The sequence below is a fragment of the Streptomyces sp. NBC_01003 genome, from assembly GCF_045162695.1.
Classification (GTDB): Bacteria; Actinomycetota; Actinomycetes; order Streptomycetales; family Streptomycetaceae; genus Streptomyces.
This window is the reverse complement of the sequence record NZ_CP108707.1, coordinates 4,671,065-4,687,122: the sequence shown is the minus strand read 5'-3', so window position 1 is coordinate 4,687,122 and position 16,058 is coordinate 4,671,065. Positions and strand designations below refer to the sequence as shown.

The 16,058-nt window shown below is 71.6% G+C and carries 11 protein-coding genes and 1 tRNA gene; 6 read left to right on the top strand and 6 right to left on the bottom strand.

Annotation, left to right across the window (positions count from 1 at the left end; genetic code table 11):
* Positions 1 to 3 precede the first annotated feature (3 nt).
* From OG698_RS21410 to OG698_RS21390, 5 genes are read left to right on the top strand one after another with little or no spacing between them, the layout of a single operon-like run.
* Complete coding sequence (locus tag OG698_RS21410; RefSeq protein WP_406104742.1) at positions 4 to 4,770, top strand: hypothetical protein; 4,767 nt, start codon at positions 4 to 6, stop codon at positions 4,768 to 4,770.
* On the top strand, positions 4,767 to 5,228 hold the full coding sequence (locus OG698_RS21405; protein ID WP_406104741.1) for a hypothetical protein: 462 nt from the start codon (positions 4,767 to 4,769) through the stop codon (positions 5,226 to 5,228). Before OG698_RS21410 ends, OG698_RS21405 begins: the two co-directional genes overlap by 4 nt.
* Positions 5,212 to 5,853 (top strand): hypothetical protein, encoded by a 642-nt coding sequence (locus OG698_RS21400; RefSeq protein WP_406104739.1) that lies wholly within the window; start codon positions 5,212 to 5,214, stop codon positions 5,851 to 5,853. Before OG698_RS21405 ends, OG698_RS21400 begins: the two co-directional genes overlap by 17 nt.
* A 32-nt stretch (positions 5,854 to 5,885) precedes the next feature.
* On the top strand, positions 5,886 to 8,513 hold the full coding sequence (locus OG698_RS21395; protein WP_406104737.1) for an Hsp70 family protein: 2,628 nt from the start codon (positions 5,886 to 5,888) through the stop codon (positions 8,511 to 8,513).
* Positions 8,510 to 8,989, top strand: a complete 480-nt coding sequence (locus OG698_RS21390) for a tetratricopeptide repeat protein (protein ID WP_406104736.1) — start codon at positions 8,510 to 8,512, stop codon at positions 8,987 to 8,989. The genes OG698_RS21395 and OG698_RS21390 overlap by 4 nt, the downstream gene beginning before the upstream one ends.
* On the opposite strand, the gene OG698_RS21385 is transcribed toward OG698_RS21390, so the two are convergent.
* The 3 genes from OG698_RS21385 to OG698_RS21375 all read right to left on the bottom strand — a co-directional run bounded on the left by OG698_RS21385 (position 8,880) and on the right by OG698_RS21375 (position 11,991).
* Positions 8,880 to 10,940, bottom strand: a complete 2,061-nt coding sequence (locus OG698_RS21385) for a CHAT domain-containing protein (protein WP_406104734.1) — start codon at positions 10,938 to 10,940, stop codon at positions 8,880 to 8,882. The two genes, OG698_RS21390 and OG698_RS21385, sit on opposite strands and share 110 nt — an antisense overlap.
* Entirely contained in the window at positions 10,937 to 11,362 is a 426-nt protein-coding gene (locus tag OG698_RS21380; RefSeq protein ID WP_116511133.1) for a hypothetical protein, read from the bottom strand. Before OG698_RS21380 ends, OG698_RS21385 begins: the two co-directional genes overlap by 4 nt.
* Before the next feature lie 140 nt (positions 11,363 to 11,502).
* Complete coding sequence (locus tag OG698_RS21375) at positions 11,503 to 11,991, bottom strand: YajQ family cyclic di-GMP-binding protein (RefSeq protein ID WP_100598068.1); 489 nt, start codon at positions 11,989 to 11,991, stop codon at positions 11,503 to 11,505.
* Between the two features lie 216 nt (positions 11,992 to 12,207).
* On the opposite strand from OG698_RS21375, the gene OG698_RS21370 reads away from it, so the two are divergent.
* Positions 12,208 to 12,289, top strand: a tRNA-Tyr gene (locus tag OG698_RS21370).
* 134 nt (positions 12,290 to 12,423) lie between these two features.
* On the opposite strand, the gene xerC is transcribed toward OG698_RS21370, so the two are convergent.
* The 3 genes from xerC to OG698_RS21355 form a co-directional block, all read right to left on the bottom strand.
* The gene (gene xerC, locus OG698_RS21365; protein WP_406104732.1) at positions 12,424 to 13,836 is read right to left on the bottom strand and encodes a tyrosine recombinase XerC; all 1,413 of its coding nucleotides are present in this window, start codon (positions 13,834 to 13,836) and stop codon (positions 12,424 to 12,426) included.
* Between the two features lie 60 nt (positions 13,837 to 13,896).
* Positions 13,897 to 14,085 carry a helix-turn-helix transcriptional regulator gene (locus OG698_RS21360; RefSeq protein ID WP_406104730.1) on the bottom strand — a complete coding sequence of 63 codons (189 nt, stop codon included), beginning with the start codon at positions 14,083 to 14,085 and terminating at the stop codon, positions 13,897 to 13,899.
* Between the two features lie 495 nt (positions 14,086 to 14,580).
* Entirely contained in the window at positions 14,581 to 16,056 is a 1,476-nt protein-coding gene (locus OG698_RS21355) for an ATP-binding protein (protein WP_406104728.1), read from the bottom strand.
* Positions 16,057 to 16,058 lie beyond the last annotated feature (2 nt).

Genomic DNA, 16,058 nt, shown 5'->3' with positions numbered 1-16,058 from the left:
CGGGTGGAGCCCCAGCGGTCCCTCAGGAAAGGTCTGTCCCGGCGCGGCCGGCTGGAGAACGCCTGGGCGAGCGCGCTCGACGACGCCGATCCGCGCGCCGGCCTTGTGAGCCTGCGCGCGGTTCTCACTGGCATCGAGGAGTACCAGGACCGCACCGCTGACCTGTGGCCCTCCTTCCAGCAGTCCTTCCTCGGCCCCCGCTTCCTGCCCCACGTCGAGGCCGCCGACCTGGACCGGCTCGCCCAGGTCGGCGAGCGCATGGCGGCGGAGGGGCGCATCGGACTCCACCAGAGCTGGGTCCCGCTCGCCGACGCCGCCGTGGCCCGGTCCGACGCAGGTGACCGGGACTTCGCGGTGTCCCTGTACACACGGCTCTACCGCAGCGCGTTCGTCCACGAGGAGTCCCGCTCCATCGGCGCCACCGCCCTGGCCAGGCTCGGCGCCGACCAGGACGACCAACTGGCCGTCTACGTGGACATCTTCAGGCGGTACGCGACCGTGCCGCCCGAAGTGCACCAGATGGTGGGGTACCTCCTCGGAGCCGGATTCGCCGACGAGACGGGCCGCGTGGAGCGCGCCCACGCGTTCGCCACGCAACTGTCCGCGGCGGGCCTGCGCCTCGCCGGCCTCGACCGGACGCTCGGCCTCGGAGCCCTGCTGCTGAACCGCGAAACGGCCGACGCGGCCGCCCACTTCACCCGAGCCTGCACCGCCGACCCCACCGACGGCGAGGCCCTGCGCGGCCTCATCGCCGCCCGCCTGCACAGCGGCGCTTACGCCGAGGCCCTCACCGCCGTACGCGGCCGGGAAGCCGCCCTCACACCGCGCGGCGCCGAACTGACCGACCTGTGCCGGATGCTGGAGTGGCTCGAACTGGACCCCGGCCGCGACGGACCCCCGGGCCCCGCCACCCCGGCACCGCTGACGGCCGTACGGCTCGCCACGATCGGCGACGGCGGCGACAGCCGTCCCTGGGGCCGCTACGCCCTGGGCCGTGCCCAGCTCCTCGAAGGCAACGCCGACCTGGCCGCCAAGAACCTCGTCGTGGTCGCCGACGAGTTCCCGGACCGGACCGACCTCGGCTATCACGCGGCCTGGGCCCAGCTGCTGTGCGGCGAACACGAGGCGGCGGGACGCCGCTGCCGCGCGCTGCTCGCCGACGGCGACGCGCGCGCCTGGCCGCTCGGCTGCCTCCTGGCGGACACCGATCCCGGCCACCGTGCCACCGACGAGGAACGTACGGTCATGAAGGGCGCGGCACACGCCTTCACCGCGGTCGTCTCGGCCCGGCTGAGGCTCGCCGAGGGACGGGAACCCGGCGTCGACCTGGCCTGGGACCCGCTCGGCGCCGAGGGCGCCACCGTCCCGGAACTCCTGGAGGCCCTGCGCACCCTCCTCGGCGTCGAGGTCGCCGGCGGCCGCCGGAACGCGGTCGGCCACCTCACCGCCCTCTCCCTCTTCGGGCGCCTTCCCCTGCCCGAACAGCTCTTGTGGCGCGGCCTGTCGGCCCTCCCGGAAGACCGCGACCGGGCCCACTTTCTGCTCGAACAGGCCCGCGGCCAGGGCCACGACCGCGCCACCCTCGTCCTCGCCGTGACCGAACTGAACGCCGGACACCCCGACCGGGCGGCGGACCTGCTCGACGGCGTACGCGGCCCCAAGGCCGAACTCGTCCGCGCCCGCGCCGAACTGGCCCTCGGCCGCACCGCCGACGCCGGGCGGCGCCTCGACCGCCTGCCGACGCCCCGGGCCCGCTACGAGAGCGGCGTACTGGCGCTGCGCGAGGCCACGGCGCTGTGGGCCGACGGGGAGACCGACCGGGCCGTGCAGCGCGCCGGGTGGGCGGCCGCGCGGCTCATCGACGCGCAGGTCACCGGGCCCGGCGCCCTCCCGCCCGTCCCCGCCGACGCCGGACGCCTCGCCCGCGCGGCCCGCCTCCTCGCCGAACGCGCGGCACGCCCCGCCGACGGTACGGGCGCCGCACCGTGGCGCATCGTCCGCCATCACCCCCGTACGGCCTGGCTGCTCGGGCTCGGACAGCTGCTGGTGGAGCCGCGCGGGGCGGAGCCCGTACTGGTGGAGGCGCTGGTGGGGTGGGCGGGGGAGGCCGATGGGCCGACCGCCGCTGATGTGGGCGACGCCCGTGCCGTGGAGGTGCTCGCCATGGCTCTGGGGCGGGCCTGTCTGCTGGGCGAAGTCCCGTCTGTACAGGGTGAGTTGGCCGAGGCGCTCGGTGTGCTCGCGGAAGCCTGGCCGCTGCCGGCGGTGGCGCGCGAGGCCCGCCGTGCCGCCTCGCTTGCCGGGCCGCACGACGAGACGGCCAAGGACGCGGATGCGGATGCGGATGCGGATGCGGCGGCCGAGATCAGGGACGATCCGCTGCTGGCCCTGCCCCTCGCGGCGGCCGCGCTCAGGGCCGGCGACAGGGCGGATGCGGTACGGCTGTTACGGGCTGTGGGCGACGTACACGATGGGGGCGCGGAGGGCGACGTACAAGATGGTGGCGCTGAGGGCGCGGAGGGCGACGTACAGGATGAGGGCGCGGAGGGCGCCGACGGTCCGGGCGGCACCGAAGAGGCCCATCGCGCCGCCGCTCAGGTCGTCGCCTTTCTCGCCCGGGCCCTCGAAGGCAAGCCGCCCGCCGAGCTGCCGCCCGTCGGCGGCAACCCCGCCCTGCTCGCCCCGCTCCTCGTCGTCCAGGCGGCCGGACACCTCCCGGCCCAGCGTGCGAAGGCCGCCGAGGCGCTCACCCTGGCCCTGCGCGATCACGACCTGACCGGCCTGGTCGACGTGGCCGCGACCCTGCCCGCGCTCTGCGCCAGGGTGGCCCGGGCCAGGCGGCGGGACGGTCGCGCCCAGGCCCTGGCGGAGGTCGTACGCCGTCTGGCGGACCGCCTCACCGGGGACTCACCGGAAGCGGACGGTCTCGTACCTTTCGATGCCGTCACCCTCGCCCGGTGCGCCGCCGCCGTCGGGGACCACGAAGTCGCCGACAGGCTGTGGGGGCACGCCCTGAACGCCGATGCCGACGGGGACACGGCCGCCGCCGAGTACGGGAAGTACCTGTGCCACCGGGCGGTGGCCGTCAAGGCGGACGGCGACCCCGCACGGGCCCTGGAACTCCTGGGACGGGCCGCCGGTCATCTCCCCGGGGAGCACCCGGCCCACCGGCACCGCGCCGACCTGGAGCGCAACGACCGCTCCGACGCCCTCCTCAGCCACCTCTTCCCGGACGCGGCCGAGTCCTGGGAACGCCCCGGCAGGCTCCCGGCCGTGGAAGCCGCGATGGCCGAGCACCCGGTGTGGCAGGCGCTCGGAGCGGACCAAGCGGGTGCCATAGAGCGGGAGTTGACGCGGTTCTTCGCGCGCAGGGCCGCCCGTAGCGACATCCCCGTCCTGCACTCGATGGCCGTGGTCTACCGCGAAGAGGCCCTCGCGAAGCTGACCCGCACCGGAGCCGCCGACGAGGACCTGGTCACCGCGACCGTCCTGTGGGTCCTGCTGCTGTGCCACCCGGGATTCTGGGAGGCGTTCGCCGACCGCTCGGGATCCGACGACGCGGTGAGCCCCGGCGCCGACGCGGCGACCGGTCCCGACGCCGAGTATCTGCGCACCTCCCTGACCGACGAACTCCTGACCCTGCACCGCAGCCACGGCGCGCGGGCCCTCGCCGAGCACCGCGAGGACCAGGCCCGCCTCCATCTGAACTGCCTGACCGCCCTGCGCCAGGGCACCCATGTCACCCGCACCCTGCTGGCTGAGGGGCCCCTGGCCGGGGTGCTGCCGGGCGTCGACGAGGACCTCTTCGCCGCAGTCTCGGACCGCGCGGGCGCCCTGCTCGACGACTGGTCCACCGACCTGGTGCGCGCGGCCGAGAAGCGCATCGACGACCCCGAGCGGGTCCGTGCCCTGCCGGACGGCATCGACAAGGACTACGAAGAGGGCATCAGCAGTCTGGCGAGCGCCGTCGACCACGGCTTCGCACCCAGGAACGTCCTGTGCACCGTCGTCGCCTGGCACAACGAGTGGCAGAACTGCCTGTACCAGATGGGCGACCGGGACCACATGCGCACGGTCGTGACCAAGGCTGTGCGGTACGCGGAACTGCTCGCGCAGAGCGCCGTGAAGGGACGCCCGCACCTGCGCGAGAACCAGCTGCTCGCCGCCCACTACGTGGACCGCGGCCTCCTCGACCGGGACACCGGCAAGGCCATCGCGTACTTCGAACTGGCCAAGGAGTGGAACCCTGCCAACACCAACGCGCCGCAACTCCTTGAGCAGTACCGCCGGGACGCCCTGTTCAGCACCGCCCTCGAACACATCAAGGCGCGCCGCTACCCGAAGGCCCTCGCCGAACTCGACCGCGTCCCGAGGACCGACGCGACCGAGAAGACCCTCGACCGGCTCCGCACCAGCACCCTGATCAACCACGGCTACGTCCTGCTGGACGCCGAGCGGCTCGACGAGGCGGAGCGCTCGGTGCGCGACGCGGAGCGCATCGCGGCCGCCGGCGACGACCCCAAGATGCGCGAAGAGGCTGCCAAGGCGCTGCGCGCGGTGGCCACCGGAATGAACAACCGCGCGGTGGCCATGAGCAACGCCGCGCTCAGCAACCTCGAACGCTCCGTCCGCATCGGCCCGAACGCCGTGGAGGGTGAACTGCAGGCCGCCATCAACCTGTTGCGGCGGGCGGAGCGGATCGCCCCGGAAGCCGCCACCCGGGACAACATCGCCCGTATCGAAGACCTCCTGCGAAGGCTGCGCCCATGACGACACTGCCGTCGGCGAACCGTCGGCCCAACCCCTTCCACGTACTCGGACTCCCCGTCGACGCCACCGAGGCGCACATCGTGGAACGCGCCGAGGAAGGCATCCAGACCGCGTCCACCGCCCAGGACCGCGACCTCTACGACTGGGCGATGCGGGAGCTGATCCGTAACCCGCGGGCCCGGCTGCGGTACGAGGTGACCGAGCCGCCGGGCACCGACTACCGCGACCGCCGGTGGGACGCGTTCGCCCGCACCCACCGCACCTACCCGGCGGACCTCGGGGGCCAGAACCTGCGGCCCGAGGACTTCGACCTGCCGGAGGCCCTGCGCCGCACCGTCCGCGCCCTCGCGACGGCGCCCGTCGCGAGGGCGGACGACGCCCTGCGTACGGCCCCTGCGGCAGCCCGTGCCCAGGACGAGGAACCGGAACTGGAGGTGCGCGATGTCCTCTTCGGATGAGCCCGATGCCGTGCGGCCCGGCTGGGAGAACTTCGCCGAGCGCCCCGTCCCCGAGGTCCACGGCGCGACCACCGCACCGGAGGCCGAGCTGGCCGGCGTACTGCAGCGCCGCCACGAGGAGCTGGCCGCCGCCCGCGGCGCCTCCGCCTCGGCCGCGACGCGCGTGCACGCCACGCTCTTCGAACTGGCCATGCTCATCGGCACGTTGGAGCAGCAGGTCAACAGGGCCGGAGAGCCGCGCGAGGCCGTGGACGAGAAGCTCCGGCACCGTGAGCTGAAGAACGTGAAGGACCGGATGCTCGACGTGCTGCGCGGCGCCGGCGTGGAGGTGCGCGACCCGAAGGGCCTGACCGCCGACGAGGTCCTGGACTGGGCGGACCCGGTGCACTGGCTGCAGAGCCCGGAGTTCGACGCCGAGGTCGTGGCCGAGACGAACGAGTACGCGGTGTTCCACGACGGTGCCGTGGTGCGCTTCGCCCAGGTCGTCATGGGCGCCCCCGTACCCGCCCCAGCACCAGCCTCCGAGCCCGAGCCCGAGGCGCCCCCCGAGCCGGATCCCCAGGTGAAGCCCGAGCCCGACGCCGAGATGCCGCCGGGACAGACACCTGCACCCACGGACACCTGAACGAGCAGGCCAAGAAGGAGCGGTCACCCCACATGAGCCAGCAGATCGTCAGCAAGGCCGTAGGCATCGACCTCGGCACGACCAACAGCGCCGTAGCCGTGATGAACCCCTCCGACAGCGACATCGTGATCCACCGCGATCCGGTCTCGAAGTCGTACACGACGCCCAGCTGCGTCTGGCGCAGCCCGGCCGGCGGTGAACTGGTCGTGGGCCGCAAGGCGTTCGCCCGCAAGGGCAGCACCCCGGAGCCGGTCACCTCGGTGAAACGCCTGATGGGCAGCCGTACGACCGTCGACCTGGCCGGCGAGGAGTACACCCCGGCGCAGGTCTCGGCCGCGATCCTGGCCGAGATGAAGCGCCGGATCGAGACGGACGTGGCGGCGTTCGACAGCCCGGACGTCCGCTGGATCGTCGACCGGGCCGTGGTGACCGTGCCGGCCTACTTCGACCAGCCGCAGATCGACGCGACCCGAAAGGCCGCCGAGCAGGCCGGGCTCGAAGTCCTCGGCCTGCTCCACGAGCCGACCGCCGCCGCCAGCCACTACTGCTGGCGCACCACCACCCGTAACGGCACCTTCCTCGTGTACGACCTCGGCGGCGGCACCTTCGACGTCAGCGTCCTGCGCTGCACGGAGGGCACCTTCGAGGTGCTCGGCATCAGCGGCAACAACCGCCTCGGCGGCGACGACATCGACGAGGCCTTCGCCCGGCACCTGCAGAAGATGCTCCAGGCGGACGGCTACGCCCTCGACCTCGACCCCGAGAACGATCCCGAGGACCGGCTCCGCTTCAGCCAGCTGAAGATCCTCGCGGAGGGCGCGAAGAAGGCGCTCACGGACCAGCCCGACTACATGCTCCGCGACACCGGGCGCCTCACCGACCAGGAGAAGCGGCCGGTCGTCATCGACGCGCTCCTGGAGCGGCCCGAACTGGACGACATCGCCCGCCCGTTGATCGAGCGGACCTTCGCCTACTGCGACGAGGCCCTGCGCCGCGCCGGGGAGCGGGCCGGCATCACACTCGCCGACGTCGACCACATCATCCTGGCGGGCGGCTCGACCCATATGCCGCTGGTCAGGGAGATGGTGACACAGGAACTCTGCGCGAACCCCGCGCCCGGCTCGGCCCGCCAGGTCCGCGCGGCCTGCGAGGCGCCGGTCGTCGAGCACGCCGACACGGCCGTCGCGCTGGGCGCCGCGGTGCGCGCGGCGGCCGTCGGCGGCCTCGCCGTCTACGACGAGGCCCGCACCGTACGCGTCTCCTTCCACGGCTTCGCCGCCACGGGCTCCGCGGCCACCCACGTCGGGGGCACCGTCCAGGCGCTGGCCGAGGGCCTCGACCTCTCCGGCGGCCGTGTCCACCTCACCACCACCGGCTTCGAGGACGAGGCGGACCTCTCCGAGGAGGGCGCCTTCGCCTTCACCCAGGTCCCGGTACAGCCGGACGCGGAGAGCCTGCTCACCTTCGAGGTGTACGACGCCGAGGGCGACGTGGTCGCCACGGCCGGCCGCGCGCTCGCCCACAGCGCGCGGCCCGGCGGTGGCGGCGGGGGAGCGGCCATCACGGCCAAGTCGGTCCTCCTGGAGGTGGACCTGGGCGACGGTCGCACCGGCCGCCGCGAACTGATCCCGGCCATGCAGCAGCTGCCCTTCGAGGCCGACTTCGACTTCGGGCACCCCGGCCGGGAGCAGGTCGAGCTGCGGCTGTTCCAGCAGGCCGTACCGATCCAGGTGATCAAGGTCGTGGTCCCTTCGTCGACGCCGCGGGGGACGGCGATCCGGATGAACGTGGCCATGCAGGAGGACGCGTCCATCACCGTCCGCGGCTCGATCGGCGAGGACACCACCTTCGACGCCCTGCTCGAAGTGCCGGTGGACCCGCCGATGCCCGACGCGTCGGTGGTCGAGGAGCTCTACCACCGCTTCGAGGAGAACGTCGGCTATCTCGCGACGGGCCCGCAGACCGTGGTCCGCGCCAAGTGGACCAAGGCCCGCCGCGCCTTCGAGGAGGCCCGCGACCGGGGCGACGTGGCGGCGGCGGTGCACGAGTTCCGCGAGCTGGAGGAGATCGTGGCCGTCCTGGGCGAGGCCGACCAGGAACTCCAGCCGCCCAAGCGGGAGTTCGACGCCCTGGTCGACGACTGCCTGCGGCTGCACGCCCATCTGTCCGAGTCGGGGCCGGCGGGCGACAAGCCGTTCGACGGCCCCGAGGTGATCCGCGCGATCGAGGCCCAGCGCGCCGAGGGCGAACGCGCCCACGCCGCCGGTGACCAGCGCAGGTACGGCGAGGCGATCGCCCAGCTCCAGGGCCACTTCACCTACCTGAGAGGACTGCTGCGCTCCTCCTCGGGCGGGGAGCTCTCCCCGCAGGAGCGCGCCGAGGGCCTGCTGCGCTTCGGGTTCCAGCAGGCGGAGGAACTGAGCCGGGTCGCCGTGGCCACCGGCAGGACCTCGGAGGAACGCGACCTGACCGACGTCAGGAACAGGCTGGAGCAGCTGGTGCCCCTCCTCGCCACGAACCCGGAGCAGGTGGGCCAGGAGGCGGGCAAGCTGGTCGCACGGCTGCGCCGGCTCGCCCAGATCCTGCTCACCGAACGGGCCGAGGCCGTCGGCATCCCGGTCGACAGCCCCGGGAACCGGTCCGCAGGGGGGAACTGGTGACGTCGGACCCGGGCCGGCTGGCCTGCCCCCTGCCGCGCTGCCGGGCCGTCAACAGCGCGACGGCGGAGACCTGCCGGTCCTGCGCCACCCCGCTGCGCGCGTGGGCGCGCCTGAGGGCCCACCCGGCGAAGCTCTTCAACGCGGGTCTTGAGGCTGCCAGGTCGGGCCGCACGGCCACCGCGCGCGACCACTTCGCCGCCGTCGTCCACTGGTGCCCCGGCGACGCCGAGGCCCGCAGCGCCCTCGCGCTGGCCTGCCTCCTCCTGGACGACCCGGAGGAGGCCCGTGACCACTGGCGCCAGGTCCTCACCCGCCGCCCGAACGACACGACGGCGCTGAAGGGCCTGGCCCACCTGGACTCCCGGGTTACGGAGAGTCCGGATCCCGCGGAGACTTCGACGCCCCCGCAGAATCCGAAGCCGCCGAAGCCTCCGGAGAAGGAGCCTCCGGAGAAGGAGCCTGCAACGACTGAATGACCAGCTCCGGCGCCACCCCCAGGCGCCGCAGCATGGTCCGCGCCGTGGAGTCCTCGTCGGTGAGCATCGCTATCAGCAGCGTCTGCTCGTCGACGGGCTCCTGCGCCTCCCGGCAGACCTCCTGCACCTTGGACAACGTCCGCGAGGAGAACTCCCTCGGCTTGGGATTCCCGAGCCCGGCCAGCTTCCGGAACGCGGCCGCGCCGTCCTCGCCCTGCGCGGCGAGCGCCCCGCGCAGCGCTTCGCTCCCGACGACCCCGAACGCGCGCAGCATCATGTACGTGCTGATCTTCTTGCGCTGAACCGAGGCGAGCAGCCGCGCGCACTGCACGGCGGCGGCCGCGCGCGGGTCGAGCGCCGCGATGTCCACACGCTCGTCGTCGCCGTGCGCCGGCGCCTCCGAGAGCGGCAGCAGCAGCCGTTCGGGTGCGACCCCGATGAGCTGCAACAGCTCGGCGCAGCTCCCGCCGCCCGTCGCGAGGAACGCCAGCGAGATGTCGTCGACGCCGATGTCCCGCCCGGCCTCCTGGGCCCGCGCCTCGGCCCCGTCGAGTACCCGGGTCACGGTGCCGGACAGCCCGATCCGCGGCCGGTGCCCGTTCACCGCGGTGAGCGACGCGCTGCTCGACCCGGCCCGGGTACCGCTCCCGGGGGGCGTCTGCCCCTGGATCTCGCGCAGCACCTTGGCCAGCAGATCCATGCGCTGGGCCCCGATCCGCGCGGCGGCCCGTTCCCGTACCTCCTCGTCCTCGAGCAGGGCCATCAGCAGGTCGACGGAGGTGACCAGGCCGCGTACGGCGGCGAACTCCCGTGTCTTGCGCAGGAGTTCGGCGGCCTCGGGGGTGAACTCGGGCCGCTCCGGCCCGGTGGGCGGCGGTGGGGCGGGCTCGGCCGCGGTGGAGATCCGCACCTCGGGATCCCCGTAGAGCACGAACGACGCCCAGGCCCAGTCCGCCCGCTGCTCCAGATCGGCCCGCGCCTGCCGCATCGCGGCCCCGGCCGTGATCTGCTCCTGGAGCTGTCCGTAGAAGGCCTCGGCGAAGCGCAGCGCGCTCGCGTCCCCGACCGGCGTCCGGGTACCGACGACGGTCTTGGCCCCCATGACCATGAAGGACATGCAGGCGCTCATGGTGAGCGAGGCCTCGGCGAGCGCGCGCGAGGCCGGTTCGAGCGCGGGGTCGGCGGACGCGCAGCCGTTGATGAAGACGACGGGCGGCGCCCCGATCCCGGCCAGCGGCTGGAGGGCGTCCATGTCGATCAGCTTCCGGTTGTGCACCATGAGCCCGGCGGCCCCGGAGACCCCGGACACATGCCCCGAGTAGTGGAAGAGGTCGTACGGCTCCTCGTCCTCGGCCAGCTCCTGGATGACCCGGACCAGGGTCGCGTCCCGCCCGATGAGGACGGTGCACGCGACGCCGTGCCCCTTCAGCCAGGCGCTGATCCGCTCGGTTTCCTCACGGGCCGACGGCAGATCCCCCAGGGTGTCCCCGACGATCAGCGCCCGCCGCACCTGTGTGCACTCGCGCCCGCCCACCACCGGTCTGCTGACGACGGACCGCCGGCCGAGCTCGTGCACGAGCCCGAGGAAGCTCTCCCCGTCGTGCAGCAGCTCCCACGGCACCAGGGACTCGTTCGTGCTGACCAGGAGTGATCCCGTCGACTCCTTCAGCTGGCGCACCATCTCGCCCGAACCGGCGCGCGGAAAGAGCGAGTTGAAGAGGAGTCTCCCCTTCTGTCTGAGCACTCTGCCCAGCGCCGGATCGTCGTCACGGGCGTCCTTGAGCGCCTCGTCGATGTCCTTGCACAGGTCCTTGACCAGGTCCTGGCTGACATCGACGGCGTGTTCCTGCTCCAGCGGCCCCACCACGGACCCGCCACCGGACTTCAGCCCGTACGCGTACTGGGTGCGCCCCGGCCCGTGCGCCGAGGTGCGTACGTCGAGGGTGGTCATCGCCCGTCCTGCCGGTGCAGGTCCAGAAAGCGCGCGATGGCATCGCTCTGCGCGCGGTCCGACGGATACGTGATCTCGAGGCGCTGGTCACCGATGGTGATGACGACGGACGGGACCACGTCGTCCGCGCCGGCCGGGGCGGGCTGCCGCGCCGCCGCCTCCCGGCGCCCGGCGAGCCAGCCGCGTACGGCCTCGACGATCGACACCACGTCCACCGCCCCGCCGACGAGCAGCGTGCAGACCTGGACCAGCTCGGCGACCCGCTGGTCGGAGGCGGGCGCGGTGAGTCGTACCTGGTCGACACTGGCGGCCCCCGCGGCCGTCAGTGCCTCGTGGAGGGTGGCCAGTTCGGGCCCCGGATCCGGTCCGTGCAACGCCAGTTCGAGGGTGGAACCTGCGCCGACCGTGGGTTCTGCCGCCACAACAACCTCCAGTGCCCTGTGGGCAGCGGGAATCTAGTCCCACCAGCCTCGCACCGGGAGCGGCGGCAGACCATCACGTCAGGGCAATTGCCCCTGCTTCGGCGACAGTTGCGGTCACCCGCTGTCCTGACCCGCTGTTCTTACCGGTAGTTCACGAACTGCAGCGCGAAGTCGAAGTCGTGGCCCTTGACCAGCGCCTGCACGGCCTGGAGGTCGTCGCGGCTCTTCGAGCTGACCCGCAACTCCTCGCCCTGGACCTGTGCCTTGACGCCCTTGGGGCCCTCGTCACGGATGAGCTTCGCGACCTTCTTGGCGTTGTCCTGCGAGATGCCCTCCTCGATGGAGGCGAAGATCTTGTACTCCTTGCCGGAGAGCTGCGGCTCTCCCGCGTCCAGCGCCTTCAGCGAGATCCCGCGCTTGACCAGCTTGGTCTGGAAGACGTCGAGGATCGCGTTGACGCGGTCCTCGGAGTTCGCCTCCATCAGGATCTTCTCGCCGGACCACGAGATCGAGGCGCCGACGTTCTTGAAGTCGTAGCGCTGCGAGATCTCCTTGGCGGCCTGGTTGAGGGCGTTGTCGACCTCCTGCCGCTCGACCTTCGAGACGATGTCGAAACTGGAGTCGGCCATGTCCTGTGGCTCCTTGTATCGGGTGGTGAAACGGCTTGCGTCTGGATGCGTCATCCACGGCCCTGGCTCCCTGGGCCGCATCCGCAAAGCCTAGCCACCACCCCGCCCCCGGGTGCCGATCAATCGGGTGGCGAAGCACCCCCGTCCATCAGGTATCGTTTACGTCGTTGCCACGGAGCACCGCCCCACAGCGGAGATCCAAAGCAGCAAACCCATGGCGGTGTGCCCGAGCGGCCAAAGGGAGCAGACTGTAAATCTGCCGGCTCAGCCTTCCCAGGTTCGAATCCTGGCGCCGCCACATGGTGGAGAACCCCCTCCGAACTGCGGAAACGCAGTTCGGAGGGGGTTCTTTTTCATTCGAACGCGCTCGTTCGAATGAGGATCGAAAAGCGAGGCTTGTCTCATCCTGTCTCAGGTGACAAGCAAGCCTGATCAGCGTGTGTCCCCCAGACGTCCCCCGGGGGAAGCGCCGTTTCCGTCCCATTCCCGCAGGCCAGCCTCAATCTGGCGGTTCGCTCGGTCCTGCGCCTGTGCCAGAACCTTCGCGTAGACGCGGAGCAGCACGGCCACCGAGTGCCCGGCCCGCCGCGCGACCTCCATGGGGTCGACGCCACTGAACAGCCAGAAGGAGACCCCGGCGCATCGAAGGTCGTACGGCCGTCGGGCAAGCGGCGACGCCACCTCATTGGGCGTCAGCGCCGTGGCGCGAGCTTCGGCCCAGACCTCGCCATAGCCTGTGTCCTGAATGACGCCGCCGCGGCTCGTACGGAAGAGACGGCCGTCCGGGGCCGCGCCGTAGCGGGTGATGTGCCACCGGAGCATGGCCACGAAGTGCGGCGGGATGGGGACCACGCGCGAGTCTCGGACCGCTCGCGCCTTCAGGTGGCGGTCTTGATGGGCCCGGTCATCGTCCGTCCATCCGTGCCCAGCGTGGACGATGCCGCCGCGCAGCGTGAGGTGGCCCCATCCGCGCTTCGGCAGGTGGCACTGTGCGGCGGTCAGTCCAACGGCTTCGGCGGGCCGCATGGAGGCGTAGTACAGGCACCCGAAGAAGGCTTCGAGGTGGGCGCCGCGGTCGCCCTGCGCGCGGACGCCTTCAAGTAGCTCCCGGACCTGTCGAGGGTTGGCGACGCTCGAGGGGTCGATTTCCTCCGCGGACTTCGGTGCCGTCCACTTCACCGTGGACAGCGGGTTCACGGGAACGCTGAAGTACCGACGCTCTACCGCGAGACCGAGAACGTCACTGAGGCAGGCTCGCTTGCGGTTTGCCGTACGTCCGGCCGCGGGGGAGCCATCGAGCAGCGTCGACAGAGCATCGAGCGCCAAGCGGAGTGTCTCAGGGTCTTCGAGCGCGGAGACGGGCAGGGAGTTCTTCTCCAACCAGCCCAGCGAGTCCGTGACTTCGGAGGGGTGCTCCTTGTCCCAGCGGCTCCTGTTGTACGCCCACCCGTACAGGGCGGTGCGGAGCGCGCGGGTTGACGGCCGGCCGACGGTCGTCTTCACGAGCGCGGGTGTGATGGTCGCCAGGGCGTCAGCGTCGTTCCGGCGGGACTTGGCGGGAAGGCGGTCCCACCTGCGCGTGACATACGCACGGGTGTGCTCGTACCAGGTCACGGAGCCGTTCAGCGCGCGGAGTTCGGAGGCGGGCAGGCCCGCTTCTACATCGAACTGTTCGCCCATGCGGAGGGCGGTCATCAGTTCCGAGCGACGGCCGTCCGCCTGGGCTTTGACGGTGTAGCTCTTGGAGTGCTTCTGCGTGCCAACGAGCCAGCGCACGCGGTAGGGCTTCGGGCGGTCGCGGCGGGTCTCGATGCTGTAGACACGGACGTCGTACGTGAGGGGCATGACTCTCCGGGGAAGGACAGAGCCCGCCTCCGGAGGGGCGGGCTCGATGGGGATGTCTTGTCAGGCGGCGCGCTGTGCGCAGCTCTCCCACCAGGCGTCCAGGTCGACGCGACTGATACGGACTTGTCCGTTGGGGAGCCGGTGAATACGAGGGGCTTTGCCGCGCGCTTCCATGCGGTAGAAGGCGGGGCGGCTGATGCCGATCTCTTCGAGAACTTCGGGGAGTTTGAGCATCTGGGGGCGTGCCACGGTCGACTCCTTCGAGGCTTCGGTCATGGCGGGGCTCTGGGCCCCGTTCGCAGGGTGGAGAGCCCTTGCGGGCCTCGCGTGTGTCCGAGGTTGGGATTTCTGCGTCACTGCGTCATCTGCGTCATATACGCCGCTGACCTGCGCCTTTCTGTGACGCAGGTGGGCCGGAGCTGTGTCACCGGTGACGCAGACTTCTGTCATCGGTGACACAGGTGACGCGGGATGACGCAGCCGTCGACTGTCTGCGTCACCGCTGTAGCCGCAGGCCACTAGCCGTTTCCGGCCCGTGGGTGACGCAGGTGACGCAGGATCTCTTTCCTTAGGAAAAGAGAGAGGGGTGTCTGATGTGGTGTGCGGTGTTCCTTAGAACGTGAAGAAGGAGCCGCTTCGCGGCGCGACCGTCAGCGGCGGCACGCCGCCGAACAGCAAGAAGAGCACCCATCGCGGGGCGGGTGGTGCTCTTCTTGCTTGTGCGTTCGGTCGCGGTGCCGCAGGTCAGAGCAGCTGCTCTTGCTGATGCGGGGCCGGTGGTGCCTGGCGGGTGATCTCGATGTAGCGGGCCGCGTTGGTGCGGCCCCAGTCGATGAGGACGCCCCGGGCGGCGAGGGTGGGCTGAAGGCGCTTGAGCCGGTCGGAGAGGACTTTTCCCGTGGTGGGCCAGCCCTTGGGCAGCGGACGGCAGTCCTCGCCGCTGTAGAGACGGGTGAGCCCGTGCAGCCACTCGGCAGACGTCATCCGCTCCTCGGCCCCCGGCTCGATGCTGGCCGCGTGCTGCAGAACGGTTTGCGCGAGGAGGTCGCCCTCGATGACGTCGTCGTTGAGGTCGTCCAGGCTGGCCCGGTACGCGTTCAGCGCTCCGAGGCCGGTCGCCGCGTCCAACTGCGCGCACAGGTGCGCGAAGTCCGCCATACGCAGGTCGGTAGGGATGTCGGAGTCGGCGGCGCGGACCTTGACTGTGAGGTCGAGGAGCGAGCCGAGAACGGCGGGCAGGATCTCTTCGTATTCCGTCCACAGTTCCGCCTCGGTCCGCCGGACCTTGGGCCTCTCCAGGCGGAGCGGCAGGAGGCGTTCGGCGAGGTCAGGGCGGATGACGCCCACGTCGATGCCGGTCATGAGCAGGGGGCGCCGGTAGCGGGCCCGGACGACGTCCCCGTCGGTGTAGAGGGCGCGCTTGATGTTCTCGGCTCCGGTGACGATGCAGCACATGGCGTCGGAGAGGTCTGGGGTGAGGTGGGAGAGGTTGTCCAGGGCGGTGACCCATCCCGCGGCCACGGCCGCGATCAGGTTCTCCTCATCCTTGGGGGCCCGGCGCAGGTCGCCGCTCATGCCCTCGATGATCCGCACGAGCATCCGCCCGCCGGTGGACTTGCCCGCGCCCTGCGGGCCGGTGAGGAACGGCGCGGGGACGGGTACGGACGGACCGAGGCAGCCGATCAGCCACGCGATGGCCAGGCACTCGGTCTCGGCGTTGGCGAAGTTGCACAGCCTCAGCAGCAGGTCGATGCCCTTGCCGTCGGTGTCCTTGGCCGGCAGGGGCAGTTCCCCGGTGAGCTGGGTACGCCGCCAGCACACCTCCGCCGGGTCGGGGGTGACGATGTCCCACCCCGTGGCGTGGATGCGGACGGACTGTCCGTCATTGCGGCCCAGGTCCAGCCACGTCGCGCCGTCGAACCCCGGGGCGACACGGATGTTCACGGGCTGCGTGTCCTCGTCCAGCGCGAGTGCTTCGATCAAGTCCAACGCCTCCTTGAGCGCTGTCCCGTTGAACACGCCGATTCCGTCCTTAAACAGGCCGACCATGAGTTCCTGGCGGTGGCTGCCCGTGGTGCCCTGGGAGCGAATGGGTCGGGCCACGGGGTGGCCGTTCTTCTGCGCGTACACGGTGCCGTCGGCGGTTCGGAAGTAGCGGAAGTGCGCTTGTGCGTAGTCGGCGATGACCTCGCGGGCCGGGGTCTTTTCGTCCTCGGACATGG